The 25,705-nt window shown below is 47.4% G+C and carries 33 protein-coding genes, 1 tRNA gene and 2 riboswitches; of the genes, 14 read left to right on the plus strand and 20 right to left on the minus strand.

Annotation, left to right across the window (positions count from 1 at the left end; all coding sequences use genetic code 11):
- The first annotated feature begins 12 nt into the window (after positions 1 to 12).
- Positions 13 to 303 carry a contact-dependent growth inhibition system immunity protein gene (locus C5I45_RS13590; RefSeq protein WP_025851902.1) on the plus strand — a complete coding sequence of 97 codons (291 nt, stop codon included), beginning with the start codon at positions 13 to 15 and terminating at the stop codon, positions 301 to 303.
- A 278-nt stretch (positions 304 to 581) separates the two neighbouring features.
- On the opposite strand, the gene C5I45_RS13595 is transcribed toward C5I45_RS13590, so the two are convergent.
- The 3 genes from C5I45_RS13595 to C5I45_RS13605 form a co-directional block, all read right to left on the minus strand.
- A tRNA-Val gene (locus C5I45_RS13595) sits at positions 582 to 654 on the minus strand.
- A gap of 137 nt (positions 655 to 791) precedes the next feature.
- A complete protein-coding gene (metC, locus tag C5I45_RS13600) occupies positions 792 to 1,967 on the minus strand; it encodes a cystathionine beta-lyase (RefSeq protein ID WP_003154961.1) in 1,176 nt (391 codons plus the stop codon).
- Positions 1,960 to 3,081: a methionine biosynthesis PLP-dependent protein gene (locus C5I45_RS13605; RefSeq protein ID WP_024085136.1), complete on the minus strand. Its 1,122-nt coding sequence runs from the start codon at positions 3,079 to 3,081 to the stop codon at positions 1,960 to 1,962. Before C5I45_RS13605 ends, metC begins: the two co-directional genes overlap by 8 nt.
- 69 nt (positions 3,082 to 3,150) lie before the next feature.
- A riboswitch (SAM riboswitch) is annotated at positions 3,151 to 3,274 on the minus strand.
- 174 nt (positions 3,275 to 3,448) lie between these two features.
- Here C5I45_RS13605 and C5I45_RS13610 point away from each other — a divergent pair.
- From C5I45_RS13610 to C5I45_RS13635, 6 genes are all read left to right on the plus strand, one after another.
- Positions 3,449 to 4,171 (plus strand): esterase family protein, encoded by a 723-nt coding sequence (locus tag C5I45_RS13610; RefSeq protein WP_003154967.1) that lies wholly within the window; start codon positions 3,449 to 3,451, stop codon positions 4,169 to 4,171.
- A gap of 25 nt (positions 4,172 to 4,196) precedes the next feature.
- The gene (locus tag C5I45_RS13615) at positions 4,197 to 4,712 is read left to right on the plus strand and encodes a YjcG family protein (protein ID WP_003154969.1); all 516 of its coding nucleotides are present in this window, start codon (positions 4,197 to 4,199) and stop codon (positions 4,710 to 4,712) included.
- A gap of 4 nt (positions 4,713 to 4,716) precedes the next feature.
- The gene (locus C5I45_RS13620) at positions 4,717 to 5,148 is read left to right on the plus strand and encodes a GNAT family N-acetyltransferase (RefSeq protein ID WP_003154971.1); all 432 of its coding nucleotides are present in this window, start codon (positions 4,717 to 4,719) and stop codon (positions 5,146 to 5,148) included.
- A gap of 160 nt (positions 5,149 to 5,308) precedes the next feature.
- On the plus strand, positions 5,309 to 5,542 hold the full coding sequence (locus tag C5I45_RS13625) for an AbrB/MazE/SpoVT family DNA-binding domain-containing protein (protein ID WP_003154973.1): 234 nt from the start codon (positions 5,309 to 5,311) through the stop codon (positions 5,540 to 5,542).
- Positions 5,543 to 6,280, plus strand: a complete 738-nt coding sequence (locus C5I45_RS13630; RefSeq protein WP_003154975.1) for an ABC transporter ATP-binding protein — start codon at positions 5,543 to 5,545, stop codon at positions 6,278 to 6,280.
- On the plus strand, positions 6,273 to 6,995 hold the full coding sequence (locus tag C5I45_RS13635) for an ABC transporter permease (RefSeq protein ID WP_107994445.1): 723 nt from the start codon (positions 6,273 to 6,275) through the stop codon (positions 6,993 to 6,995). The genes C5I45_RS13630 and C5I45_RS13635 overlap by 8 nt, the downstream gene beginning before the upstream one ends.
- Positions 6,996 to 7,035: 40 nt before the next feature.
- Here C5I45_RS13635 and bla read toward each other — a convergent pair whose 3' ends face one another.
- Both bla and C5I45_RS13645 read right to left on the minus strand, forming a co-directional pair.
- Positions 7,036 to 7,785: a subclass B1 metallo-beta-lactamase gene (bla, locus tag C5I45_RS13640; protein ID WP_107994446.1), complete on the minus strand. Its 750-nt coding sequence runs from the start codon at positions 7,783 to 7,785 to the stop codon at positions 7,036 to 7,038.
- A 68-nt stretch (positions 7,786 to 7,853) separates the two neighbouring features.
- Entirely contained in the window at positions 7,854 to 8,108 is a 255-nt protein-coding gene (locus C5I45_RS13645; RefSeq protein WP_003154980.1) for a hypothetical protein, read from the minus strand.
- A gap of 120 nt (positions 8,109 to 8,228) precedes the next feature.
- Here C5I45_RS13645 and C5I45_RS13650 point away from each other — a divergent pair, with 120 nt between their 5' ends.
- Positions 8,229 to 10,514, plus strand: a complete 2,286-nt coding sequence (locus C5I45_RS13650) for an ATP-dependent helicase (RefSeq protein ID WP_107994447.1) — start codon at positions 8,229 to 8,231, stop codon at positions 10,512 to 10,514.
- Positions 10,515 to 10,582: 68 nt separating this feature from the next.
- Here the strand turns inward: C5I45_RS13650 and C5I45_RS13655 are convergent, their stop codons facing one another.
- The 4 genes from C5I45_RS13655 to C5I45_RS13670 all read right to left on the minus strand — a co-directional run bounded on the left by C5I45_RS13655 (position 10,583) and on the right by C5I45_RS13670 (position 12,101).
- Positions 10,583 to 10,837, minus strand: coding sequence for a sporulation-specific transcription regulator SpoVIF (locus C5I45_RS13655; RefSeq protein WP_003154986.1), 255 nt, complete (start codon positions 10,835 to 10,837; stop codon positions 10,583 to 10,585).
- A 162-nt stretch (positions 10,838 to 10,999) separates the two neighbouring features.
- Positions 11,000 to 11,167 (minus strand): YjcZ family sporulation protein, encoded by a 168-nt coding sequence (locus C5I45_RS20255; RefSeq protein WP_003154988.1) that lies wholly within the window; start codon positions 11,165 to 11,167, stop codon positions 11,000 to 11,002.
- 92 nt (positions 11,168 to 11,259) lie between these two features.
- Entirely contained in the window at positions 11,260 to 11,457 is a 198-nt protein-coding gene (locus C5I45_RS13665; RefSeq protein WP_003154990.1) for a hypothetical protein, read from the minus strand.
- A gap of 287 nt (positions 11,458 to 11,744) precedes the next feature.
- Positions 11,745 to 12,101: a DUF1360 domain-containing protein gene (locus C5I45_RS13670; protein ID WP_015388440.1), complete on the minus strand. Its 357-nt coding sequence runs from the start codon at positions 12,099 to 12,101 to the stop codon at positions 11,745 to 11,747.
- A 170-nt stretch (positions 12,102 to 12,271) separates the two neighbouring features.
- Here C5I45_RS13670 and C5I45_RS13675 point away from each other — a divergent pair, with 170 nt between their 5' ends.
- The 5 genes from C5I45_RS13675 (at position 12,272) to cotZ (ending at position 14,825) form a co-directional block, all read left to right on the plus strand.
- Positions 12,272 to 12,658, plus strand: a complete 387-nt coding sequence (locus tag C5I45_RS13675; RefSeq protein WP_003154992.1) for a spore coat protein — start codon at positions 12,272 to 12,274, stop codon at positions 12,656 to 12,658.
- A gap of 37 nt (positions 12,659 to 12,695) precedes the next feature.
- A complete protein-coding gene (locus tag C5I45_RS13680) occupies positions 12,696 to 13,010 on the plus strand; it encodes a hypothetical protein (protein WP_003154993.1) in 315 nt (104 codons plus the stop codon).
- 92 nt (positions 13,011 to 13,102) lie between these two features.
- Complete coding sequence (locus C5I45_RS13685) at positions 13,103 to 13,603, plus strand: spore coat protein (RefSeq protein WP_003154994.1); 501 nt, start codon at positions 13,103 to 13,105, stop codon at positions 13,601 to 13,603.
- Positions 13,604 to 13,753: 150 nt separating this feature from the next.
- On the plus strand, positions 13,754 to 14,236 hold the full coding sequence (locus C5I45_RS13690; RefSeq protein ID WP_003154995.1) for a CotY/CotZ family spore coat protein: 483 nt from the start codon (positions 13,754 to 13,756) through the stop codon (positions 14,234 to 14,236).
- 145 nt (positions 14,237 to 14,381) lie between these two features.
- On the plus strand, positions 14,382 to 14,825 hold the full coding sequence (gene cotZ, locus C5I45_RS13695; protein ID WP_003154997.1) for a spore coat protein CotZ: 444 nt from the start codon (positions 14,382 to 14,384) through the stop codon (positions 14,823 to 14,825).
- A gap of 58 nt (positions 14,826 to 14,883) precedes the next feature.
- Here cotZ and C5I45_RS13700 read toward each other — a convergent pair whose 3' ends face one another.
- The 10 genes from C5I45_RS13700 to C5I45_RS13745 form a co-directional block, all read right to left on the minus strand.
- Entirely contained in the window at positions 14,884 to 15,492 is a 609-nt protein-coding gene (locus tag C5I45_RS13700; protein ID WP_043866992.1) for a CotO family spore coat protein, read from the minus strand.
- Between the two features lie 97 nt (positions 15,493 to 15,589).
- Complete coding sequence (gene fabI / locus C5I45_RS13705; protein ID WP_003155001.1) at positions 15,590 to 16,366, minus strand: enoyl-ACP reductase FabI; 777 nt, start codon at positions 16,364 to 16,366, stop codon at positions 15,590 to 15,592.
- Between the two features lie 130 nt (positions 16,367 to 16,496).
- Positions 16,497 to 17,309 carry a bifunctional hydroxymethylpyrimidine kinase/phosphomethylpyrimidine kinase gene (gene thiD / locus C5I45_RS13710; RefSeq protein WP_003155003.1) on the minus strand — a complete coding sequence of 271 codons (813 nt, stop codon included), beginning with the start codon at positions 17,307 to 17,309 and terminating at the stop codon, positions 16,497 to 16,499.
- 22 nt (positions 17,310 to 17,331) lie between these two features.
- Entirely contained in the window at positions 17,332 to 18,342 is a 1,011-nt protein-coding gene (gene thiF / locus C5I45_RS13715; RefSeq protein WP_003155005.1) for a thiazole biosynthesis adenylyltransferase ThiF, read from the minus strand.
- The gene (thiG, locus tag C5I45_RS13720; protein WP_088005363.1) at positions 18,339 to 19,109 is read right to left on the minus strand and encodes a thiazole synthase; all 771 of its coding nucleotides are present in this window, start codon (positions 19,107 to 19,109) and stop codon (positions 18,339 to 18,341) included. The genes thiF and thiG overlap by 4 nt, the downstream gene beginning before the upstream one ends.
- Positions 19,106 to 19,309 (minus strand): sulfur carrier protein ThiS, encoded by a 204-nt coding sequence (gene thiS, locus C5I45_RS13725; protein ID WP_003155008.1) that lies wholly within the window; start codon positions 19,307 to 19,309, stop codon positions 19,106 to 19,108. Before thiS ends, thiG begins: the two co-directional genes overlap by 4 nt.
- The gene (gene thiO, locus C5I45_RS13730; RefSeq protein ID WP_107994448.1) at positions 19,306 to 20,415 is read right to left on the minus strand and encodes a glycine oxidase ThiO; all 1,110 of its coding nucleotides are present in this window, start codon (positions 20,413 to 20,415) and stop codon (positions 19,306 to 19,308) included. The genes thiS and thiO overlap by 4 nt, the downstream gene beginning before the upstream one ends.
- The gene (tenI, locus tag C5I45_RS13735) at positions 20,399 to 21,016 is read right to left on the minus strand and encodes a thiazole tautomerase TenI (protein WP_107994449.1); all 618 of its coding nucleotides are present in this window, start codon (positions 21,014 to 21,016) and stop codon (positions 20,399 to 20,401) included. The genes thiO and tenI overlap by 17 nt, the downstream gene beginning before the upstream one ends.
- The gene (tenA, locus tag C5I45_RS13740) at positions 20,994 to 21,701 is read right to left on the minus strand and encodes a thiaminase II (protein WP_003155011.1); all 708 of its coding nucleotides are present in this window, start codon (positions 21,699 to 21,701) and stop codon (positions 20,994 to 20,996) included. The genes tenI and tenA overlap by 23 nt, the downstream gene beginning before the upstream one ends.
- Before the next feature lie 87 nt (positions 21,702 to 21,788).
- Positions 21,789 to 21,897, minus strand: a riboswitch (TPP riboswitch).
- Between the two features lie 53 nt (positions 21,898 to 21,950).
- The gene (locus C5I45_RS13745) at positions 21,951 to 23,795 is read right to left on the minus strand and encodes a monovalent cation:proton antiporter family protein (protein WP_003155014.1); all 1,845 of its coding nucleotides are present in this window, start codon (positions 23,793 to 23,795) and stop codon (positions 21,951 to 21,953) included.
- 227 nt (positions 23,796 to 24,022) lie between these two features.
- On the opposite strand from C5I45_RS13745, the gene prpE reads away from it, so the two are divergent.
- Entirely contained in the window at positions 24,023 to 24,775 is a 753-nt protein-coding gene (gene prpE / locus C5I45_RS13755; RefSeq protein ID WP_107994450.1) for a bis(5'-nucleosyl)-tetraphosphatase PrpE, read from the plus strand.
- 33 nt (positions 24,776 to 24,808) lie between these two features.
- Here prpE and C5I45_RS13760 read toward each other — a convergent pair whose 3' ends face one another.
- Positions 24,809 to 25,702, minus strand: a complete 894-nt coding sequence (locus C5I45_RS13760) for an RluA family pseudouridine synthase (RefSeq protein ID WP_060657725.1) — start codon at positions 25,700 to 25,702, stop codon at positions 24,809 to 24,811.
- Positions 25,703 to 25,705 lie beyond the last annotated feature (3 nt).

Raw genomic sequence — 25,705 nt, forward strand, 5'->3', positions numbered from 1 at the left:
AGAGGAAGTATCATGGATGAAAGGTATGATTTCTTAGATGAATTAGAAAATTTTTTAGGTGCAACATTTCATCAAGATATCCAATCCCCTGAGCATGCCTTAGAGGAATTTATTGAGGAAATTAGTAAAGAAGGTCTGCTATTTACAGTAAAGTATTGCGAAGAGTTTCTAAATAGCGATTTAACTATAGAAGAAAAGGAAGACATTATAAAGTGTAATGCAGAAATATATTTCCCGACAATTGGCTTACCACCTATAGAATGGTTGAAAAGTGTAATAGAACAACTAAAAGAAGCTATTTAAAAGAACACTGAAGGCCCCCATTTTATGAGAGGGCCTTTTTATATTGATACCGAAGTTTGTGGCCGGATAGAAATGCAATACCGACAGTGCGGTTTGGGTCTACTTGACGGCATCACCAGCTGAACTTTTCAACAATTTTGACCCTAATAAGAGATACGGACAATAAATTTCGAGCCAAAAAATCGAGTTCGCCAACAGTTTGCCAACAACTTGCGAATTTGATAAACCGGCTATATTAAGAGAAAGTAAAAACCCTTGCTACGCAAGGGTTTTGGCTATGATTCCGACTGGGCTCGAACCAGCGACCTCTACCCTGTCAAGGTAGCGCTCTCCCAGCTGAGCTACGGAATCATGATATGTATGTGTTGCTGGGTATGTTGTTGTCTCTCTGACATTTATAATTATATATCCTGATTTCTCATTCGTCAACACTTTTTTTATCTAAAATAAAAAAGGGCGCGTCGCAAAATTGACGGCGCCCTTTTCGTTTATGATCTCACTTGGGCGGGGGTTATTTTTTTCAATGCCTGTTCGAAGTCGCGTTCTAAATCTTCGGCGTTTTCGACTCCGACGCTCAGGCGCAGAAGGCCGTCTGTGATGCCGCGTTTTTCCCTCTCTGATTTCGGCATGGCGGCATGCGACATGGCTGCAGGGTATGAGAGAATGGACTCGACAGCGCCGAGGCTGACGGCAAATACCGGAAGCGATACGTTTTCGACCAGCTTTTTGACGGCTTCTTTGCTTTCCAATTCAAAGGACAGGACGGCGCCCGCTCCGCTCGCTTGACGTTTATGGGTATCGGCTCCCGGGTGTCCGGCAAGTCCGGGATAGTAAACGTTTTTGACGGCGGGATGCCCGTCAAAATAGGCAGCCAGCCGCTCAGCCGTCCGGCTCGCTTTTTCCAGTCTGACCTGCAATGTTTTTAAGCCTCTCAATACGAGCCAGCAGTCCTGAACACCGAGCACCGCTCCAAACGAGTTTTGCAGCTTATACAGCTGATTGCCGAGCTCTTCATCTTTTACGGCGGCAAGGCCTGACAGCACGTCACTGTGGCCGCTTAAAAATTTCGTCGCGCTGTGAAGCACGATATCTACACCGAGATCAAGCGGACGCTGCAGAGCAGGCGTCATGAATGTATTGTCAAGGTATGTCAGACAGCCGTGTTCCTTTGCCAGTTTGACGACGCCCTTAATATCCGTGATGCCGAGCGTCGGGTTTGACGGTGTTTCCATATAAATGGCTTTCGTGTTCGGCCGGATGGCGCGGGCGACCGCTTCTGTGTCCGTCATATCGACAAAGGTATGTTCGATTCCGAAACGGGACAGAACCTCAGTCACCATGCGGAATGTTCCGCCGTACACATCCTCCGTGACGAGAACATGGTCGCCTTGGGATAAGAGCAGAAACGCCGTCGAAATCGCCGCCATACCGGAGCTGAAAGCAAAACCTCTCGTTCCGCCTTCAAGACCTGCAATCGTTTCTTCAAGCGCTGTTCTTGTCGGTGTGCCTGAGCGGCTGTAGTCATATGTCCCGAATTCTTCAAATGAAGACTGATGGAATGTGGAAGCATGCTGGATCGGGACGCTGACGGCTCCGGTGGCTCCGTCTGTTTTAAATGGATTGTGCACGAGCTGGGTTTCCAGCGTCCAATTGTGATTACTCATATGACACGGCCCCCTCTTTTACTTGCTGTAATGCCTGCTTTACATCCCGCTTCAAATCTTCTGCATGTTCAATTCCCACTGAAAAACGCAGCAGGCGGTTGCAGACGCCGTTTGCGATACGGATATCTTCCGGAATGTCCATGTGCGTCTGTGTCGCAGGGTATGTAATAAAGCTTTCCACCCCGCCGAGACTTTCTGCGAAACAGATCGTTTTCAGCGCCTTTAAAAACGGATTGACCCATTCCTCTTTTTGCAGCCGGAAAGACAGCATCCCGCCTTTTCCGGGATATAACACGTCGGCGATTTCCTCTTCCTGTTCTAAAAATTCTGCAAGTTCACGGGCGTTTTCTTCATGACGGCGCATTCTGAGTCCGAGTGTTTTCATCCCTCTCATTAAAAGCCACGAATCAAACGGCGGGAGAACGGCGCCGATCGCATTTTGGTGATTAAACATGATGTCGCCGAGCTCTTCATCCTTAACGACAGCCAGACCGGCAAGGAGGTCATTGTGCCCCGCTAAATATTTTGTGGCGCTGTGAATGACGATGTCCGCTCCCAGTTCAAGCGGACGCTGGATGACCGGGGTATAAAACGTATTATCCACAATCAAAAGCAGGCCGGCTTCTTTCGTAATCCGGGCGATTTTTTCAATGTCCGCCTCCTGCATTAACGGGTTTGTCGGTGTTTCAACAAATAGCGCTTTCGTGTTTTCCGTTATTTTGGAGCGTAAACAGTCTTCATCGCTGAAATCATCGTAAATAAAGCTCAAGCCGTATTTTCTCCATTCGTTTTCAAACAAACGGTACGTGCCTCCGTATAAATCGGAGGATACAATCAATTCATCCCCGCTTTTAAATAAAGCCATAATGGTTTGAATGGCTGCCATTCCCGAGCTGAAAGCAAATCCTCTCGCACCGTTTTCCAACACGGCGATGGCGTCTTCGACGAGCTGGCGTGTCGGGTTTTTCGTGCGCACGTAATCAAAACCTGTAGATTCTCCTATTCCTCTATGGCGGTAAGCGGTGGACAGATAAATCGGCGGACTGACCGTTCCCGTTGCTTCTTCGCTTCTATTTCCGATTTGGGCTAATTTTGTTTCAACATGCTGCGTCATCAGTAAGCACCATCCTTTTTCAAAAATAAAAAAGCCCCCTCTTCATAAGAAGAAGGAGCTTTTCTCTTCCTCTTATCTTCCAAGCGTGAATCGCTTGCTGGATTTAGCACCTTGGCACTTTGCCTTCCCGCGGCAAAGCAAACCGGTTGCTGAGGTTTCAAAGGGCCAGTCCCTCCACCTCTCGTGATAAGAATATTGTTTTGTATTTTCTGATTGTTCTATATTAACGCACTATAAAATAGATTTCAACAACTTTTTATTTATCTGAACTCTCGCAAGAAGTGCATCTGAAGAAAGAAATTTCTAATAATTCATGGTACAATAGGAAAAAACCATCAAGACAAGAAGCGGCCTGGAGGAATGCGAAGTGGCATCAAAAAACGGAATCATTCATGAGAAAACACTTTTCTCCCATGAGCTTGAAGAGGAAATGACCGTTTTGGTCTACCTGCCCGCCACCTTCTCCCCTCTGTATAAATATCATACGGTCATCGCTCAGGACGGCCATGATTATTTCAGATTAGGGAGAATCGGGCGTCAGGCGGAAGAGCTTATGTCAAAAGGGGAAATTGACCGCTGCATCATTATCGGCGTCCCTTATAAAAATGTGCGGGAGCGAAGAAACACATACCATCCAGAAGGCTCTAAGTTCGCCTCATATAAGCGGTTTATCGCCAATGAGCTCGTTCCTTTTATCGACAAAGAATACCCGACTTATCAAGTCGGATACGGCCGCACCATGATCGGGGATTCCCTCGGCGGAACCGTTTCGCTCATGACGGCGATTGACTATCCGAATATGTTTGGAAACGTCATCATGCAGTCTCCGTATGTTGACGGGCACGTGCTGGATGCCGTCCGGCAGTCGGAGGATCTCAAACAGATTTCCGTTTATCATCAAATCGGAGAAAAGGAAACCGGCGTTCACACGACGGACGGCCAGGTTCTTGATTTCACCGCGCCGAACGAAGAGCTCAAACAGCTGCTGGAAAGCAAACAGTCTGAATACACGTATGAAACCTTCGACGGGGATCATAAATGGACCTACTGGCAGCCGCTCATCACGCCGGCGCTGAAAAAAATGCTGTAACCATTCATTTAAGGAGGGAACTTTCATGAAATACGGTATTGTTTTATTTCCATCAAAAAAATTACAGGATCTCGCAAATTCGTACCGGAAACGCTACGACCCGAGCTACGCGCTCATTCCGCCGCATCTGACGGTAAGAGATCCGTTTGAAGCGACAGAACAGGAAATCGAGCAGGTCGTATCACAGCTGAGACAGACGGCGAAAGAGTCGCATCCGCTCGTTCTGAAAATCACAAAATACAGCTCGTTTTCTCCTGTGAATAATGTGATATATATGAAAGCAGAGCCGACGGAGGAATTAAAATCTCTGAGTGAGAAATGCTACTCAGGAGCATTATCCGGCGAGCCGGAATACAGCTTTGTTCCGCATGTCACGGTCGGCCAGAAGCTGTCATCAGATGAACATTCCGACGTACTCGGACAGCTGAAAATGCAGGACATTTCCCACGAAGAAGTCATCGACCGTTTTCACCTGCTCTATCAGCTGGATAACGGCTCATGGACTGTGTACGAAACATTTTTATTAGGCGGAGGAGAATAACTGCTTGGAATCCATCATCGTAAAAACTGAAAAACAGCTGAACGACGCTTTTTTCGTCAGAAAAGAGGTCTTTGTTAAAGAACAGCACGTTCCGGAAGAAGAAGAGATTGATCAATTCGAAGACACGTCAGAGCATATAGTCATATATGACGGTGGCCAGCCGGTCGGAGCCGGCAGATGGCGCTTGAAAGACGGGCATGGAAAATTAGAGCGCATCTGCGTAATGAAAAGCCATCGTTCTTTAGGCGTCGGAGCCATCATAATGCAGGCGCTTGAAAAAGCGGCGGCAGCCAAGGGCGCCGGCAGCTTTATCTTACATGCGCAGACGCAGGCGGTCCCGTTTTACGAAAAACAAGGATACCGCGTCACATCCGGCGAAGAATTTCTCGATGCGGGCATCCCCCATCTGGAAATGATAAAGGAATACAAACAATAAAATCAAAAGCACTCCTGTTGATATAGCAGGAGTGCTTTTTTTATGAAAACAATCCCGTTTCATGAATTTTATTGCATTTTTTGGAAGGTTAATGTATGTTTAGTATACGAAGTATTACAATTCATACAAAAAATACAATTCATATTTCGGAGGGATAAACATGACGGCACCAAAAGGAAAACACATATTCGGGACTGTTAAAGTGGGCACAAAAGGACAGATTGTCATTCCTAAAGAAGCAAGAGATGTTTTCGATATAAATCCGGGGGATTCACTGCTTATGCTTGGGGATGACCAGCAAGGTATCGCACTTGTTAAACAAGAACTCTTTTTCGAGTTTGCAAAAGATATTTTAAACGCTAAGCAAATCGACGCAGATAGCGAGGATGAGTAAATGCACGCGATTGAGCTGAAGCAATTAACGAAACATTATAAAGAAACCGCCGCCGTTGACCGTCTTGAGTTCTCAGTTGAGAAAGGGGAATTTTTCGCTTTACTCGGTGAGAACGGAGCCGGAAAAACGACATTAATCAATATGCTTTGCGGACTTCTTTCTCCGGATGAAGGTGATGCATCAGTGCTTGGACACAGTATTTTGACTGATTTGGATAAAATAAAACCGAAATTGAATATGTCCCCGCAGGAAACAGCCATCGCTCCTCATCTAACCGTACGGGAAAACTTAGAGTTTATAGCCGGAGTCTACGGAATTCCGAAAAAAGAAGCAAAAAAAAGAACAGATGAGATGCTCGAATTGTTTCAATTAAAAGAGAAAGAAAGAGCAAAAACCAAAACATTATCAGGAGGAATGCAGCGCCGCCTCAGCATCGCAATGGGCATGATTACGAAACCGGATATTTATTTCTTAGATGAGCCGACATTAGGGCTGGACGTCCGTTCACGCCGCGAGTTGTGGAAAAATCTTGAGACATTAAAGGGAGACATGACGATTATTTTAACGACACACTATTTAGAAGAGGCTGAAGCACTGGCAGATCGTATTTGCATTTTAGAAAATGGGACATTAAAAGCACTGGGCACGGCAGAGGATCTGAAAAAACAAACTCATTCAGCCACATTTGAAGATGCCTTTTTAGCGATTTGTGACGGAGAGGCGGGTCTTTATGCTTGATTTCGCCATTCGCAACCGCAAAGAGATTTTTCGTGATCCCTTATCTATCATCCTTGGAATCGCACTGCCTGTTATTCTATTGTTTCTGTTTACGGCAATTGAAAAAAATGCGCCGCTTGATACCTTTAAAATTCAGCATTTAGCACCCGGACTCATTGTTTTCGGTTTCGCTTTCCTTACGATGTTCTCTGCATTGCTGATCGCAAAAGACAAACAGACCGCCCTTTTGACCCGTTTGTTTGCTTCCCCTTTAAAAACAGCCGAGTATATCATCGGTTACGCACTGCCGATGCTTCCGTTAGCCATTTTACAAATCGTCATTTGTTTTATCGCAGCAGCTGCTGCCGGTTTATCCGCCGAGTGGATGAATCTTCTCGCAGGTATCGCTGTCTTGCTGCCGATTGCGATGATGTCCGTTTTCTTCGGTTTATGTTTAGGGGCTGTGTTTACGGACAAACAAATTTCAGGTATCGGAACGATTTATATTACACTCGTGCAATTTCTGGGCGGGGCTTGGATGGAGGTGAGCCTGCTCGGTGACACATTCAAACATATCGCTTATGCCTTACCGTTTATCCACTCGATCGAGCTGGCTCAGGAAGTCATATCCGGAGATTATTCTTCCTTTCATCAGCATATTTGGCCGATAGCGGGATATACCGTTTTGGCGCTTGCACTTGCTTTGCTCAGTTTTATAAAAATCAGGAAGAGATAAAAAAGCCGGCACTCCGTAATGGGAGCGCCGGTCTTCTTTTTTACGTTTCTTTCAGAAGGCTTATCGTATGCGGCAGCAGACGGTCATCCCCCGGACTGCCATGGCCCGGAACAACAATGCTGATGTCCTGATATCTTTTCATGACTTTGCGGACGGCGCGCGGCCACTGATCCGGATAAAAGCCCGGAGTTGGTATGATTTCCTTTGTTTCTAAAGCCTTGATTAAGCAACCGCCGAATAAGAGCTTATCCTCAGGCAGCCAGACGGTAATATTGTCTTCCGTATGCCCTTTTCCCGGATAAAACGTTTCAATTTTCATATCGCCAAACTGCAGCTTTGTCACGTTTTTCAAATCTCCGAGCGGCCGGTCATATCCCTGCTGCCGGGCGAAGTCGGCGGTCAGCTTCGTGCTGTGCACCTTTACACCGTATTTGTACAGTGCGTTCAGCCCGCCGATGCGATCGTCATGGGCGTGTGTCACAATGGCATCGGTCATCCTTTTACCGGGAAACCGCTGTTTTATTTGTGTCATTAATTGCTCTGTGAGACTGTCATTCCACGGAGTATCAATCAGTACGATTCCTTTGGAAGTTTCAAGAAGCAATCCGTTCGCAGGGACGGGACTTCCGTCTGCCGTACCGATGCTTGTATGCATCCAGACATGCGGCTCCAGCTGTGTGAGAGTGACATCTTTTGCTGCGGAGCTCTCCGCCGCGTGTGCCGGTTTCATTCCGGCAGTAAAGAGGCCGAATAGAAATAACCCCGCAATTAATAATGAAAGCTTTCTCAAATTGAATCATTCCTTTCCGCATCTTTCATATATACGGCTCAAAAAAACCCGGAGATTTCCGGGCTTTTTCACACATATTGATTTATCAACCGGCCTTTTCCCATAATTTGCGGCAGACGGGAAAGAGAGCGCTTACGTTTTTCCTCATGCATTTTCTTTTCTGCGGCTGCGGTGTTTTCCTGGCGGCGCTCCACCTCTCTGTACACCCTGTCATTGGCGAGGGCGGCCGCTTTCGTAATGCCGGCGTAATCAGGCTTATAACCCGCTGCCCGGTTTGCGTATTGAGAATACTGCTGGTTTTGAATCCGTCCTGCATAAATCATATGTACCCCTCCCCTTCGCTTTTCATTTCCCTTAATCTTACTTTTTGAAACGCGGTTCTTTTGTTATGATATTCTTTGTCTATCAAATGGATGAACACCTTTTAATGGGAGGACCCCTTTTTGAAATGCGCCCGACTGAATAACCGAATGATACATTTACATACATATTCTAGAGAACATTACCAATTCCTTTTTGAAGAAGCTCAGAAAGGAAATATTTTTTGCGCACATTGTGACCAGCCTGTCTTGATGCGGCTTTCGATTTTAGAGCAGCCGGCATTTTATCATCGGCAAAAGGGAGACTTCACCGCCTGTGAAAAAGCATGCGCGGCCGAGGAACCACAAGCGGAGAAAGAAAAAGAAGAGTATAAGGAGGCAGGCATGTTCCGCCTGCCGAAAGGAAAAGCGATTTCAGAGAATCCGAAACCGATCGTCTCAGAATGGAAAAGCCCGAAAAAAGTGCCTGCGGCCGAACCGTTTTCACCAACATCCGAGGCAGCTGATACATCTTTGTTCCCCGGCATCGGCCTGAACCGCGAACAGATGCGGGCAGTCACGGAAACGGACGGCCCCCTGCTGGTGCTTGCCGGAGCGGGAAGCGGAAAAACAAGGGTGCTGACAGCCCGCGCCGCCCATATGATTGAACACCTCGGCATTTCACCTGAGAATATGCTGCTTGTGACCTTTACGACAAAAGCCGTCGCCGAAATGAAAGAGCGGATGGCGAATGAGTACGGGCTGGCAGCCGGAAAAGTCTCCCGTCTCGTGACCGGAACATTCCACAGTTTTTTCTATAAAATACTCTATCATTTTGATTCTTCAAAATGGAACGGCAGCCAGCTTTTAAAAATGGAGTGGCAAAAAGAGCAATATGTGAAAAAGGCGCTCTATGAAGAAAATTTGGATGAAAAAGAGTTTCCCGTCGACCAGGCGCTGCAGCTTATCGGCTGCTGGAAAAACACGTATCTCCCCCATGAGACCATTCCGCTTGCGGACGACTGGGAGAAAAAAGTGTACCGGCTCTACGAACATTACGAACGGCAGAAGCGGGAAAAACGGCAATTTGATTTTGATGACATGGCCCAAGGCTGTTATGAACTGTTTCAAAGCCGGCCTGATATTCTCGCGCAGTACCAAAACAGATTTTCTCATATTTTGATTGATGAGTTTCAAGATATTAATCCTGTCCAGTACAACATTATGCAAATGATCGCAAGCCCGGAGAATAACCTGTGCTGCGTGGGTGATGACGACCAATCCATTTATGCGTTCCGCGGCAGCAGCCCGTCTTTCATTCTTGATTTTCAAAAGGATTATCCGGCAGCAAAGACCATTTACTTAACGGCAAATTACCGCTCGCCGCATCCGATCGTCTCAAGCGCTCATGCCGTCGTAAAGAAAAATAAAAAACGGTATGAAAAAACACTTTCTGCCGTCAAAGACGGCGTTCACAATCCCGTGATGTTTTATCCTTACGATGAAGAAGAAGAAGCGACCATGATCGTTTCGGATATGAAAGAGAAAATTCAAAACGGGGCGAGTCCTGATGATTTTGCCGTGCTTTACCGGACAAACAGCGCCGGACGGGCCATTTATGAAAGACTGCACCAATCATCGATTCCTTATCATGCCGACCGTGGCGTGCAGACGTTCTACAGCCGCAGAATCGTACGCCAGATCCTCGCCTACTTATATGCGAGTCAGAATGAAGATGATACGGATGCGGTGAAAGATCTGCTGCCCGCCTTATTTTTAAAGCAATCCGCCCTGCAAACGTTAAAGGCGCTGTCAATCACGGAAGATTGCACGATGATTAAGGCACTGACGAAACTGCCTGACCTGAAGCCTTTTCAAATAGGAAAGATCAAGCAGATCGTTCCGTTTTTCGCAAGCATCCGGACAATGAAGCCCGTTGAAGCCATCACCTTTGCAGAAAGCAAAATGGGTTTTTCCGAGTATTTAAAAAAACGGGGCAATGAGGGAAACAAACTGGAAAAAGGCTCTGATGATCTCAGGGATGTCAAAGTGGCCGCCAAAAAATTCAAAACCATTCCCGATTTTCTTGCGCATGTCGATCATATGCGCGCCGCTGAGAATCAGAAAACCGATGAAAACGGCGTCGAACTGCTGACCATTCACCGCTCTAAAGGTCTTGAATTCAATACAGTCTATATTTTAGGCGCGGCTGACGGCTCGATCCCCCATGACTTCGCGCTTGAGACGGCGAGACAGGGCGATCCCGCTCCGCTCGAAGAAGAAAGACGGCTCCTGTATGTCGCCATGACAAGGGCCATGCAGCATTTATATGTATCTTGTCCCGCGTACAGGCGGGGAAAAACAGCGCGCAGCTCAAGATTTCTCGAGCCCCTTCTTCGGACGGACAGACGGAGCGCACTCAGGATATAAAGAACCCGGCAGATCACTGCCGGGTTCTTCTCACATAAAAAGGCCTTTTTAGCAAGGCCGGCTGACGCCTATTTATTGTTTAACATTTTAGAAATGGTGCCAAAATCAAGTTTCTCTTTACCGCTTGTAATCGATTGAACGATTTTGTCTTCCAATTCTTTCGGAACACGCTTGTTAGCCAGCTGGGACACCTTCTGAATGACGCCTCTCACCGTGTTTTCATCTTTGAAATTGGCATTTTGCAATGATCCTGCAAGGTTCATGACATCCTTCATGCTGACGCCTGTTTTCTTCTCAATATTTTTGAAAAATTGATTATCCATGGTGTGCCTCCTTTTGTGGAGTAATACGATATTGTATGAATAAAGGGCGGAACGTGTGCCCGTAAGACAAGGAAAAAATTCCGCATCTCCTTCTCTATCCTTCATACATTAGGGAAGCACGGGACTGAACGGTCCCGCGCTTATCCAAAGTCTTGCTAAGGTTTAGCCAAAAAAGGATGCACCGACAATGATCAGAAGGATGAACAATACGACAACAAGAACAAATGTTGAGCCGTATCCGCCTCCGACATAGCCGCCTCCGTATCCGCAGCCGCCGCCGCAGCCGTAACCGCCGTAGCCGCCGCCGAATCCGCCATATCCGAATCCCATATTTAAGCACCTCCTTTACTCTCTATACTCTATGTGAGCCGACTTGTTTGGCTTGGATAAATGCATAGGGCCGGTGCGGATTTCATTTCATTTTATTGAGAATGCTCATTTTTCTTCAGTTTCGCTTCTGTTTCGGCGGCAAACACATCTATCCATTCCTCAAAGCGCGATCCCGCTTCATCAAACTCAGACAGCTGTTTTTCAATAGATAAGATATAGTTGTCATGCTCCCGCTGATTTTGATTGTGCCGGCGGTATTTACCGTTTATGAATGATTCAAATATATTCATAACATCCCCTCCTCCTATGATCTATGCCGGACAGAGGCCGGCGTTCGGCAAAAAACAAAAAAACCGGAAGCTCCGGTTTTTTTTGAAAACGGCTATTTCGGTTTTTTCTTTTGGCCGCAGCCGCAGCCTTTTTTCTTAATTTTTTTTTCGTAAGGCTGATGCACAGTTGATTTGTATGGAGAGTGTTGGGAAGGTTTGCTTGATTGATTCATGGTGATCCTTCCTTTCCTTATGTCATATATGCCAGTTTATGCCGAAAGTGACGGTAAGTTGCTGGTGGAACCGCCTTATTCCTGCAGAAGACGAGAAACCGCAGCTTCAATGATCCCGGCCGCGCCGGCTATGGCTAACAGCAAAATCAGCCATTGCGCGGCCTCGGGGATCACAATCTGCGCCGCAATTAAAAAGGCGGCGCACCATACGCCCGTACACCAATAGCAGCTGAGAAGTTCACCGATAAATGCCCTGATGCCTTTTCCTTTTATGACAATGTAGGTTTCTGTCGTGCCGTCGGGTGCGGTTTCTGTTTTTTCCTCGTGAAAAAGGCTCCGAAGCGGCGCCATAATGGTGTCAAATACGAAAAGCCTGGCCAGCCGGAAAACGGCAAACGATAACAGAATAAATGAAAGCCAATTGATAACCACCTGTTCACTCCTTTTTAAAACTTGACCTCTTTATACATATGCGAAAACCCTGATCTTCATGAATCGCACCTTGTCCGGTAAAAAAATAGGTGCGGTTTAGTTGTTTTTCTTATTCCGCTCGGCGTTTCATTTGCATTATATAGAGTATGAATGAGAAAGGAGTGAAGGTTATGTCGTTTGAAGAAAAAGTCGAAACACTGCAACCGCAAATATACGAACAATTATCCAACGAATTCGAGCAGACGATCGAAGTGATTGATTGCGAAAATGTCACAATAGATACAACACATATAACGGCCGCTCTTTCTATACAAGCCTCAGTTACTACGGCGATTATCCTCGCGACACAGCTCGCGATCGCAGATGAAGACACAGCCGACCAAATCGCAACCGAACTGCTGATCCTGGATGATTGCCAAATAAAAAAGAGGACCGTCATTCAAGTCCTGAACAGCCGCAATATTAAAATCACACTGACAGCAGACGATATCATGGCCTTTGTACAAATTTTGTTTCAATTATTAAATATACTTTTTGCTGAACTAGACATCCTTTAACCTTTCTTTTCAAATATTTAAATAGAGGTGAGAACAAATGGCAGATAACGAAAAATTAAAAAAAGAACTCGAAAATCTACCAGAAGTGGATCCGCTTTTAAAGGTGCTCGTCAGCAATGTCTTCAAAAAACACGGCGTGACAAAGGATAAAATGCGGGAAATCCCTGATGAAGAAAAAGAAATGCTGATCGCATTAGTCAAAGACATGCAGGCGAAAACAGAAGCTTTTCTTGAAAGCCAGAAACAGAAAAAAGAGCAGGAAAAAGCGCAAGAACAGCAGACAAATCCGCAAACCCGCAGAGAACAATTAATCGAACAGCTCCGGCAAAGACGCCAAAATCCCGGTCAATAACTAAAAAATAGTGATTTTTATCAGGATAGATGCCTGAGTCAAAATAAGGGGCCGGCTCATTTAATAATAGTAAAAGAAAAGGAGGAATAGATATGGAAAGCAGACCATACTCTTGGGTTGCACTTGATCCTGAATGCGAACATCCGCGAGAAGAAAAAGAAGAAAAAGAAGGAAGAAGATGCAGTGTTTGCTGTAATGGACATGGATTTGGCGAAGATAATGCCTTCCTTGACCAAGACCTGGCTCAGGCGAATATCAACAAACAAGTTTCTGAAGAAGCGATTATTATCAGAGACTCTTGTGATATTAACGTAACGTCAACAGACGTTCAAGCAGTCGCTTCAGTCATGACAGCGATTAATGCAGCAGTCGTAACGGCCACTCTCACTTCAATTGCTGACGGAGTCATCGCTGAATTGGTCGCACAAGACTTATTGCAGCTAACAGCTAACAAACAAATCAACCGTCAAAAATTGCTCATCGAAAACTCCCGCGGCGTAAACGTGACAACAGTAGATGCCGATATCGCAGTGTTGATCTCAACAGCGACAAATTTACTGATTGCCGTCTTAGTCATCACCCTTGTCCTCTAAAAAGAAAAAGCAGAGCTAAAAATGCTCTGCTTTTTCTTATTTTCTCCGCATATGATGAATATATAGACGTTCACCCACACCAAGTGAGGCTCGCGTACATATGTTGTTAAAGACAAAAGTCAAATACCCTAAAAGAAGGAGCTGAAATCCATGAGCTGCGGAAAACACCATGGCCGAGATGAAAGTTGTGTATGCGATGCAGTCGAGAAGATTTTAGCAGAACAAGAGGCTGTTGAAGAACAATGCCCGACTGGATGCTATACCAATCTGTTAAGCCCGACGGTTACCGGTAAAGATACCATCCCGTTTCTCTTGTTTGATAAAAAAGGCGGTTTGTTCTCCACATTCGGGAACGTCGGAGGATTTGCGGATGACAGCCAGTGCTTCGAGTCTATTTTCTTCCGGGCAGAAAGAGTTTGTGATTGCTGCGCAACGCTTTCAGTATTGCGCCCCGTAGATGTGCACGGCGACACCCTCAGCGTCTGCCATCCTTGTGACCCGGATTTCTTCGGTTTAGAAAAAACAGATTTTTGCATTGAAGTTGATCTGAGCTGCTTCAGCGCCATTCAATGCCTTTCACCGGAGCTTGTTGACCGGCCTGAGCCGCACAAAGAGAAAAAGCATCACGGATAGTCATTGATTCGCATCTTTCCTAAAGAAGAATCCCCTTCCAACCTTCTATTACAGATGCAATCATCAGCCCGCCCGGACTTCCGGGCGGCTGACTCTCCGATATCGTTTAATCCGGTATATAAAACGTGAAGTCAGGAGGGATATTATGAGCAAGCATACAACATACTGTGTGCGTGAAGCGGTAGAAAATATTGAAGACCTTCAAAATGCGGTCGAGGAAGATTGCCCGGCCGGATGCTATTCCAACCTTTTATCGCCGGGTTTTTCATTAGGCGATACAGTGCCGTTTGTACTTTTCACTTCTAAATCATCACCGTTTACCGCATTCGGAAATGTCGGCGAGCTGGATAACGGTCCGTGTTTTAACACCGTTTTTTTCAGAGTTGAAAGGGTCTGTGACGGCTGTGCCACATTAAGCCTGCTTATTGCTTTTGACGAGCATAAGCACATTCTTGATTTTACAGATAAAGACTCTCTCTGCGATGTATTCCGTTTAGAAAAAACGAACTATTGCGTTGAAGTCGATCTCCATAGCTTCTGCGCCATCAATTGCCTGAACCCGAGACTGATCAACCGCACACATTCTTAAATCAAAAAGCATAAAAATAAGCTGCCGGATTAAAGAATTCAGGCAGCTTTTTGTATGGTTAAAATCCAAGCGGATGCAGCGAGGTAATATCGTCTATTGCGAGTTCTGCCGGCGCTCCGTTGCTTGTCGTCCGCAGGAAGATCGCATTATTTTTTCTTCCGACGATTACGCCTCTGTAGGTTTTCCCGTTAGCTTCTATCAGACAAAGGGTCCGCGGCATATTATGCGGCAGCTTCGTTAAGAAATCAATTTTTTCAAGAATAGACATTCTGCTCATCGGCTTTTTCACGCGCTTTGGCGGGATCTTTTCCTCTGGGGCGGCATTGTGAACCGCTTCAGGCTCTTTTTCAGCGGCTTCAGGCTCTTTTTTAGCGGCTTCAGGCTTGGCAGTGTCCTGCTCCGCTTGCGCCGGAACTTCTTGAACGGCTTCTTCTGAGCGGCTGTGCTGTTCAGGTACTTGCTTTTCTGGTTCGACAGCCACTGCTCCTTCAGGCTGAGTTTTACATTCTTCCTCCCGCTTTCCATGCATCGGCTCTTCTTCCGGCGGCTGCGGCGCTTTCCTTTTTTTGATTAATATGTCCTGCATTGATGATTGCGTGTCTGAATAATCCGCCTGAACAATATACATGAGCGGTTTTTTTTCCGCGTTTCTGTTTTGTTTTGACATCTTCATCCCTCCGATTCTGTCATGTTTTATTTATATGACGGAATGATTAAAATCAGAAGAAAGAAAAAAGCAATCCCTGAAAGGGACTGCTTGTTATTTAACGTGCGGTAATATGGAATCCTGAATCTACATGAAGATTTTCGCCCGTGATGCCTCTTGACAGGTCACTGAACAAGAATGCAGCCGTGTCGCCCACTTCTTCAGGTGTTGTCGTGCGGCGCAGCGGCGCGCGCTCTTCAATTTCTTTCAGGATAGAGTTGAAATCACTGATTCCTTTTGCAGACAGCGTACGGATCGGCCCTGCTGAAATGCTGTTGACGCGGATGTTTTCTTTTCCTAAGTCAGCGGCTAAATATCTCACGCTCGCATCAAGAGACGCTTTTGCCACACCCATTACGTTATAGTTTGAAACGACGCGCTCTCCGCCGAGGTAAGTGAGTGTAACGATGCTTCCGCCTTCAGTCATAATCGGGCGCGCCGCTTTTGCGACCGCTGTCAGAGAGTAAGAACTGATGTTATGCGCAAGCAGGAATCCTTCGCGGTTCGTATTTAAATATTCGCCGACAAGCTCTTCTTTGTTTGCGAACGCGATGCAGTGCGCGATGCCGTGAATCACGCCGACCTGCTCTTTAATGCTTGCAAAGCAAGTTTCGATCTCAGCGTCATTTGTCACATCACACGGAAGGATGATGGAATCATTTCTTTCTAATGTAGCCGCAAGGTCATGAACTGATTTTTCCAAGCGCTCTCCCGCGTAAGTGAAAATGAGGCGCGCTCCGGCTTCATGCAGCGAACGGGCGATTCCCCATGCGATACTGCGTTTATTGGCAACGCCCATCACAACGATGTTGCGGCCTTCAAGTGAGAAATTCATATGTATAAAGCCTCCTGTAATCGTCTTAAAGACATAGTTTTAGTACCTGATCTTAATTTTTATCATATCATAACCTTGTCCAGATTGAAAGCATGGGAAAAAGACCGCGGATGTTGAAGCGGTCTCTTTTTTATCTCGTCTGCAGACTGTTCCTTTTAAAGGCAAAATGATTGGTCGGGCCGTGTCCCGCTCCGATGCCGAGTGTATGTTCCACGGCTTCCCGCACAAAATTGACGGCTGTCTCAAACGCGGTCTGAATGTTTTTCCCCTTTGCCGTTTCCGCCGTCAGCGCGGCTGCGAACGTGCAGCCTGTTCCGTGGGTGTGTTTCGTGTCAATATAAGCGTGGCTGATTTGGGTAAAAGACGAACCGTCAAATAATAAATCAACGATTCTCCCCTGTTCAGGCTGATGTCCGCCTTTTATGATGACATGCTTTGCCCCAAGCTTGCAAAGGCGTTCGGCCGCTTTTTTCCGGTCCTCAAACGTGCGGATTTCCATCCCCGTCAATACCTCAGCTTCCGGAACATTCGGCGTCACCGCATAGCTGCGCGGAATTAACAGCTCTTTTAACGCGGCCTGAGATTCCTCACGCAGCAGGGAAGCGCCTCCTTTGGCAATCATGACGGGATCGGTGATGAGATGATCAAGCCCGTACTGATCCGTTTTTTCCGCAATTTCCGCAATCATTTCCGCGCTCCACAGCATTCCTGTTTTTACAGCATCAGGCCGCAAATCTTCCGCCACCGCGTCAATCTGGCTGCCCAGCGCCTCCCGGGTGAGCGGATAAATGCCGTGAACGCCCAACGTGTTCTGGGCGGTTACCGCTGTCAGGGCTGACATCCCGAAAACGCCGAGCTCCTGAAAGGTTTTGAGATCCGCCTGTATACCGGCGCCGCCTCCTGAGTCTGATCCGGCAATCGTCAATGCTTTGCATATGCTCATGATGTTTTTCGCTCCTTTCACATTATCCGATCCATTTATGATAAAAAGATTTCGCTCTGCTGATATCACTTGTGCCGTGTATTAATGCTCTGCCGTCACGAAACAGTACCATCTTGAAATTGTCTGTGCAAAACGAAATTAAATACGGGTTGGCTGAAACATCAAGCCCTGCCCGTCTGAGCTGCCCCGCAAGATTTTGCAGATCAAACTGTTCGGAAATCCCCGTTCTGATCTGCACCGTGTTCCGCCCGCACAGAACCGCCGCTTTTGTCTGATTTTCATAGGATAAAAACGGAAAATCGTTTGTGCCGCAACTTGGGCAATCAGCCGACTTAAGACGGGCGACGTTTATTTCTGACCGTTCATTTTTCCATAAATCAAAGGAACGGAGAACATGCTCGATAGATCCGCCCGTTAACAGCTTCAGCGCATCTGCTGCCTGAAAAACGGCCGTCTGCAATACAGCCGGGCTGATGATTCCCGCCGTATCGCATGTCATACCGCCTAAAGGCAATGTCTCAAGCAGACAGTGAAGGCACGGCGTGACACCGGGAATGACGGTAAAAGAGAGCCCGTAGCTGCCGACACAGGCGCCGTACAGAAAGGGAATCCCTTTCTGCACAGCCGCATCATTCACAATCAGCCTCGTTTCAAAGTTGTCGGCGGCATCCACGATGAGGGAGGCATCACGAATCAATCCGGGTGCGTTTTCCGCAGTGACATCCATGACAAATCCCTCGACCTCTACATCGCTATTTATAGACCGAAGCCGTTTTTCAGCCGCCGCGGCTTTCGGCATTTCCTGTCTGACATCGTCTTCGGTATAAAGCTGCTGGCGCTGGAGATTACTCCACTCCACATAATCTCTGTCAGCGATCGTTACCTTCCCGACCCCTGCTCTGACAAGCATCTCCGCACTTGCCGTCCCAAGCGCACCTGCGCCGATAATCACGGCATGAGACGACCGGAGCTTCTCTTGGCCGGTGGGACCGATCGGCTGAAACAGCTCCTGTCTGGAATATCTGTCCGTCATACCGGAAGACCGTCTCGCGGACTGCTTGCAGTTCCGTAATCTTTCACCGGAATTCTCCCGGCTTCATAAGAAAGACGGCCAGCTTCTACGGCAAGCTTCATCGCCCTGGCCATTTTGACCGGATCATCTGCGCCTGACACAGCGGTATTTAACAGCACGCCGTCAGCCCCGAGCTCCATCGCGTAGGCGGCGTCTTTTGAAGATCCGACGCCGGCATCGACAATGACCGGCACCTTCGCCTGTTCAATGATAAAGGAAAGATTCAGCGGATTTAAAATTCCCTGACCGGAACCGATCGGCGAAGCGCCCGGCATAATGGCATGCACTCCGAGCTCCTCAAGACGTCTTGCGAGCACGACATCGTCCGACGTATACGGAAGCACGATAAATCCCTCTTCGAGCAGCTGTTCTGATGCTTTCAGCGTTTCAACCGGATCAGGCAAAAGTGACCGGCTGCATCCGATGACTTCTACTTTTATCATGTCACAAAGCCCTGAAGCTTTGGCAAGCCTTGCGATTCGGACCGCCTCTTCAGCCGTTGCGGCGCCGGCCGTATTCGGCAGAAGCGTGTATTTAGACAAATCAAGCTGTTCGAGAAAGTTAGGCTGAGACTCTTCAAAGATGTTCATCCGCCGCACCGCAAAGGTTAAAATATCTGATTCCGAGACGGCCACCGCCTCTTTCTGAATCTCAAAACTCGGATATTTTCCCGTTCCTAACAGCAATCTTGACCGAAACTGTTTTCCGCCTATTGTTAACATCCTCATCCGCCTCCTACAAAATGGACAATTTCTATGACATCGCGGTCACACAAACTTGTATTTTCATAATTCTTTTTTTCAATGATTTCTTTATTTCTCTCCACAACTACGATTCTTTGGTCAAGCTGGTACGATTCAAGCAAATCCTGAACCGTCCCCTCTTTTCGATTCCAATCAATTTGTTTTCCGTTCAGCTGAAGGATCATATATGAACAGCCTCCTTGCGATCGATTCGAAACGCTTCTTCCCATTCCTGTTTAATCTGTCTTTCCATGATCATATCCCGCACCATTTCAGCCGTTGCCGGCGCCAACAGGATGCCGTTCCGAAAATGGCCGGCGGCGAAGATGATGCCGCTGTCTTCAGGGTGTTGCCCGATAAACGGCTTTCCGTCTCTTGTTCCCGGCCTGAGCCCCGCCCAAAACCGGTCTATTTTCATATGTTCGATGGCGGGAAGCATGGTTTTCGCTTTTGCAATGACGGCCTCAATTCCTCCGATGTCAGGCGTATCGCTCCAGTCGCCCTGTTTCATCGTGGCGCCGATGACAAGCCGGCCGCTTTTTCTCGGGACGACATAACAATGATCATGGTAAAGGGTTTTGGTCAGCGGGGTATCGTCATTCCACACGGAAAGGCATTCTCCTTTCACAGGAAAAAAAGGCTGTCCCAAGCCGAGCCGGCTGAAAAACCGGCCGCTCCATACACCGCTTGCAACTGCGACTTTGTCAGCATAAACATCCCCGCCGGACGTTGTGATGCAATATTCTCCGTTCACCCGTTTTACGGAAGTGACTTGTGTATGCTCACATATGTCAGCGCCATAGCGCCGCGCTCCTTTTGCATACGCTTTGCAAACATAGTACGGTTCGACATGGACATCGTCTTTTATAAAACTTGCGCCGAGAATGTCTTTTGAAGCGTAAGGCTCTTTTTCAAGAGCATCTTCCGCTGAAAGCCAAGTGACGGAAGGCAGATCATCCATCTTCCGTAAACGGGCGATATCTTCTTCGGTATACGCCAGTTTAAGCATTCCGCCGTTATGGCGCCTGATGTCAATGCCGCAAGCTTCCTCAAGCTCTTGCCCCGCCGCTTCATACAGCCTTTGACTGTGCATGGCAAAATTAAAAAACGCATCCCGGTTTTCACATTCCGCATGAGCGCCCAGCATTCCCGCGGCAGCGCTTGTCGTTTTTCGGCCGACTTCTCCGGCTTCAAACAAGACAACGTTCTGCTGCGTCTTCGCCAGCTCATAAGAAATGGCGCACCCGATAATTCCGCCGCCGATCACCGCCGTATCATAGTGCTTCTTCATAATCGGCCTCCCTTACCGCGCGTGCATACCGTTTTGCCGCCTCCTCGGGATTTTCAGCTGAGAAAATGCCTGACATGACGGCAATTCCGTCCGGCTTCGCCTGCTTTGTGTGTCCGATCGTCTGCAGTGTCATTCCGCCGATTGCGATAACGGGGATGGAAAGCGTGCGTTTGATCTCTGAAAGCAGGCTGATGCCTCTTGCTTCAAGTCCTTGTTTACATTCGGTTTCAAATATATGGCCGAACACCACATAATCCGCATCTTCCTTTTCAGCTTGGATGGCTTCTTCCAGCGAATGAACCGAACGTCCGATATGAAGATGGGGAAATCTGCTTCGCACCTGCTTTACGGAAAAGCTGCGGGACGGAAGCTGAACACGGTGTATGTTGGCAAAAAGCGCGATATCCGCCCTGTCATTGATGATCAATTTGTCCTTATCCGCACCGCCCTTTTTCAAAAGGGACAAAAGATGCATGATCTCTCCCGCTGTTTTATCCCGCTCACGGATATGGATAAAGCTCACTTCGCGCTGAATCGATAGAATATCCTCGGCCAGCTCGGCAACGGGTTTGCGATTATCAGTTACCGCGTGCAGCTCCAAAGGATTCCACCTCTTTTCCGTCCTTCTCGGACCAGCCTTCTTTTTGATAAGCCATTCCCCAAAATTGATATTCATAATAGCTTGAAATCACAAAATTCTCTTTCATTTTCGCGCGGATTTCCTCTGTGCTGTTTTCAGCAATCTCGTCAAAACGGCTGATCTGTTCTTCGACCTGCTGTCTGAACCAGTCTCCGCCGTATGTACCGATCCATTTTTCATAAATCGGATGCTCCGGTTTGCACTCTTTTAGGTGTTCGCCGACTTCATAATAAAGCCAATAACAAGGCAGAAGCGCAGCTAATATTTCTCCAAAATTGCCGCTCATCACCGACCTGTACATATGAGACGTATAAGAATAGGCGGTCGGTGCCGGTTTAAATGCTGCACGCTCTTCTTCCGTAATTCCTAAAAGCTCCGTAAACTCGCGGTGCAGCGCCATTTCCGCTTCATATGTCCCTTGAGCGTGGCCCGCCATCCTGCCCGTCGTAAACAAGTCTTCGGCATATGCGGCGCCGAACGCCTGAACTTTCGCAAAATGCGTCAAATAGTAGGAATCTTGCAGCACGTAATAGCTGAAACGGTCTATCGGCAGGCTTCCGTCACCGATTCCCGTTACAAACGGATGAACAAAACTTCCGTCCCACCATTCGGCAGCCGCCTGTCTGCATTCTTCAGAAAATGTCATCATGTCTTCCCCCCTGATAAAATAAAAAAACCACTTTCCCGCATCGGAAAAGTGGTTTGGAATTTAAATGGATAAAAGGAACCCCAAAAAAATACCGCTCCACTTCCCTACGCAGGTCTGAACCTGTTCAAGTTATGAGGGTCTAAAAGTCTCACTTTTATCTCAGCCCTTATGAAGGACACCCCTAGTGGTCATACGATTAATGATTTATTTGTTATGCCTTCTATATTATCACGAATTGCAATTTGGTCAAGCTTCAAGGATTTTTCTCAGTTCTGACACGTAGTTGCGCGAGCCTGTGACGATGAGACGGTCTCCTGTTTTCAGCCGTGTGTCTCCGTGCGGAACGATGCTGTCCACACCTCTGAAAATCCGGACGAAAATCACATCGCCCATCAGCGGAAATTCCCGCAGAATGATGCCGTTATACGCCGGGTTTTCCAGATTGATCTGATATAACGAAGACTCCTCATTCGTCAGGAGGCTCATCACGCCCGGCGCCTCAATTAACGCGCGCAGCAGCGTTTTTGTAGACAGAAGGATAGAAAAAATACTGATGCCCTCTTCTTTCAGTTTTGTTTCATGCTCAACCGAGCCGACGCTTGCGATGATACGCTCAGTCCCTTTCTCTTTCGCCAGTAAGGCGATTTCAGCGTTCACATCTTCATTTCCCGTCGCCACGACAAGAATATCCGTTTTGAAAATACCGTGCGACTCAAGCGTGCCGGGCTCGTAATCAGAAATCGTGTCAACCGAAAAAACGGATTCCGCAAGCGTTTCCCCGGCATTTTCCTGATACACATGGACGACCCGTACTTCATATTCCTCCTCAGGCAATTCCAGCGTAACCGGGAGCGTCATTTGGTTGGCGCCGATAAATGTAATGCGCTTTTTTTCCTGCGGCGCGCTTTGCCGTTTGAATAATTTCTTAAAGCCGATCGGCGTGATGATGCTGGCAATAACCGCAACTAAAGTCAGCGCGCCGGACATATTGGCGCTGATAATGTGGAGCCTTTCTCCGATCGTAGCCGCCGCGATAACAAGCGACAGCGTCGACGTCAGCAAAAAGCCCGAAGCAAACACGGTTCTTTTGTCGTACCATTTCTTTAAATAAAACACCGGGAACATTTTGCTGATAAACAGCGCAAGCAGAAGCAGCGGAATCATCGTTAATGTTTTCGGATCTTGGAAAAGCGTCCAAATATCCAATTTCACCCCGACCATGACGAAAAAGATCGGAATTAAAAACCCGTAGCCGAAGGAATCCAGCTGTTCCACCATTTCTTTATTCGGAGACAGAAGCGATACCAGAACGCCTGCCAAAAACGCGCCGAGAATATTTTCCGCCCCGAGAGATTCCGATAAAGCGACAAGCACGATAATCAGTGTGAAAATGGCTCTCGTGCCGATCTGCACAGTGCCTTTAGACATCGACTGCACAAATGAACGGTGTTTAAAGATCCTGCCGAAGAAATACAGCACGACCCCCGCGGCAAAGAGAATCAACAGAAGCCACATATTTCCGCTGTCTTCTCCGTAAAGAGAAGAGAAGAAAGCGAGCAGAATCATTGTAGCCAAGTCTGCGATAACGGCGACAAGCAGGATGATCTGGCCGATATTGGAGTTCATGATCCGTTCTTCCTTTAAAGTCGGGACCACCACACCGAGTGATATTGTTGAAATAATAAGCGTCATTAAAAATGCGTTTTGAATAAAACCGGCTAATACAAAGGCATAGGACAGCAGCAATGATAAAATAAAGATGCCGAAAAAGATAATCAGCGCGGCAGAAAACGTGTTGGGCGCTTCCTTGCCGTTCGGAAGGAATTGTTTTTTCTTCCCTTTCTCAAATGAAGAAAAATCAATTTCCAAGCCGCTTAAAAACATTAAAAAGATAAAGCCGAGAACAGACAGCGTCTCCAGCCACGTGTCTCCCTGAACGACAAGATTCAGGCCGCTTTTTCCGATAATAAGCCCCATGATGATCTCCGCGACGACGACGGGGATGCTGAGCTTAAACCGATGTAAAAGGAGCGGCGTCAAAAAAGCGACGATCAGAACGACGACTAAAGATGCGACTGATGTGTGTTCCATTTGTAAATACCTCCTTAAAACAAGGGTTATAAAAGCCCGCTTTAAGCGGACGAAACCTTACTTTTTTTAAAAACATAACGCATATTCTAACAAGGCTGAACGCGAAAAAAAAGTGATAAGGCTTTATTTCTTCAATTCTTTTTTTAATTTGTACCAAAACAGCGTAATTAGGTATAGGAATTAGCCCCATAATAAATAAAAAACCGTTAATAAGGAGGCTGAAACGAATGGCTTATGACATCATCAGCGATATACACGGATGTTATGACGAAATGATCGCCTTAATGCAAAAGCTCGGATATGAAGTGAAAGACGGAACCCCCGTCCATTCTGAAGGCAGAACGCTTGTCTTCTTTGCGGGGGATTTAACGGACAGAGGCCCAAAATCCGTAGAAGTGATGCGTTTTGTGGCAAAAGCATATGAAAAAGGAACCGTCCGTTATGTCCCGGGAAATCATTGCAACAAACTGTATCGTTACTTAAAAGGAAACCCCGTAAAAGTGATGCACGGACTGGAAACGACGGCAGCCGAACTGAAAGAGCTGTCTCCTGCCGACAGAACGGAAGTCTCCGGACAATTTATCCGATTATATGAGTCAGCGCCGCTTTATGACATTTTACATAATGGCGATCTCGTTGTCGCCCACGCCGGCATAAAAGCTGACGATATCGGTAAATACTCGCGTAAGGTAAAAGAATTTGTTCTGTACGGCGATATTACGGGTGAAACGCATCCCGACGGCAGACCCGTCAGAAGAGACTGGGCTGCCGACTATGAAGGCAAGGCGTGGGTTGTGTACGGCCATACCCCGGTAAAACGCCCCCGGATCGTCAACCGTACGGTCAACATTGATACAGGCTGTGTCTTCGGCAATCAGCTGACAGGCTTTCGTTTTCCCGAGCATGAAACCGTCTCTGTGGAAAGCTCTATGCCGTATGATGCTTCACGATTTCGCGAGGATCACGGCAGGCAGGCATGAAAAAAAGCCCGAAACCGGTAAACGGTTCGGGCTTTACATGTGTTCAATTAATGTTTTCATATCGTCAGGCACCGGAGCGTGAAAAACGAGCGTTTCTCCGGTCATGGGGTGTACGAATGAAAGCCGCTCACTGTGAAGAGCCTGCCGGGCAATTCCCTCATTTTTTCCGCCGTACAATGTATCACCGACTAACGGATGGCCGAGGTAGCTCATGTGCACCCGGATTTGATGCGTCCGCCCCGTTTCCAGCCGCAGGGCTGCAAGCGTAAACGCATGTCCCGCTTTTTCCGTTTGAAAATGCGTCACCGCTCGTTGTCCATCCGGCGTTACCATCCGCTCAATAATACTGTCGTGTTTTCTTCCGATGGGCGCGTCCACCGTTCCTTCCTTCTGCAGCATGATCCCGTGTACGACAGCGAGATATCGCCTGCTGACAAGCCCCTTTTTCTGTGCTGCCGACAAAAGAGAATGGGAAAGCCGATGTTTGGCGATGAGCATCGCCCCCGATGTGTCCCTGTCAAGGCGGGTGACAAGATGAACCGTTGATTGCACGCCGCTTTTTCGGTAGTGGCTGATCACTCCGTTAGCGATGCTTTCCGACGGGTGTTCTCTTGATGGAATTGAGGAGACATACGGCTGTTTATTGACCACAAGCACATGGTCATCTTCATAAAGAATATCAAGCGGAACCGGCTCAGGCAAAAGCGTTTCACTCACATGCTCCTTCGGAAATTCAATCTTAAGCACGTCTCCCTCCGCTAACACGGTGCGGACGGTTACATGCTCTCCGTTCACAAGCAGGTCTCCCCCGCCGAATTTAATGTCAGCGAGAAGCCGTTTTGAAATGCCGAGCTGCGCCGTATATTCTTTTACCGTCATGCCGGCTTCCCGGGCAGTCATGTTCTTTTGGATAAAAAAGTTGTCCAATCC

The organism is Bacillus sp. ZY-1-1 (assembly GCF_003047165.1).
Lineage (GTDB): Bacteria > Bacillota > Bacilli > Bacillales > Bacillaceae > Bacillus > Bacillus velezensis.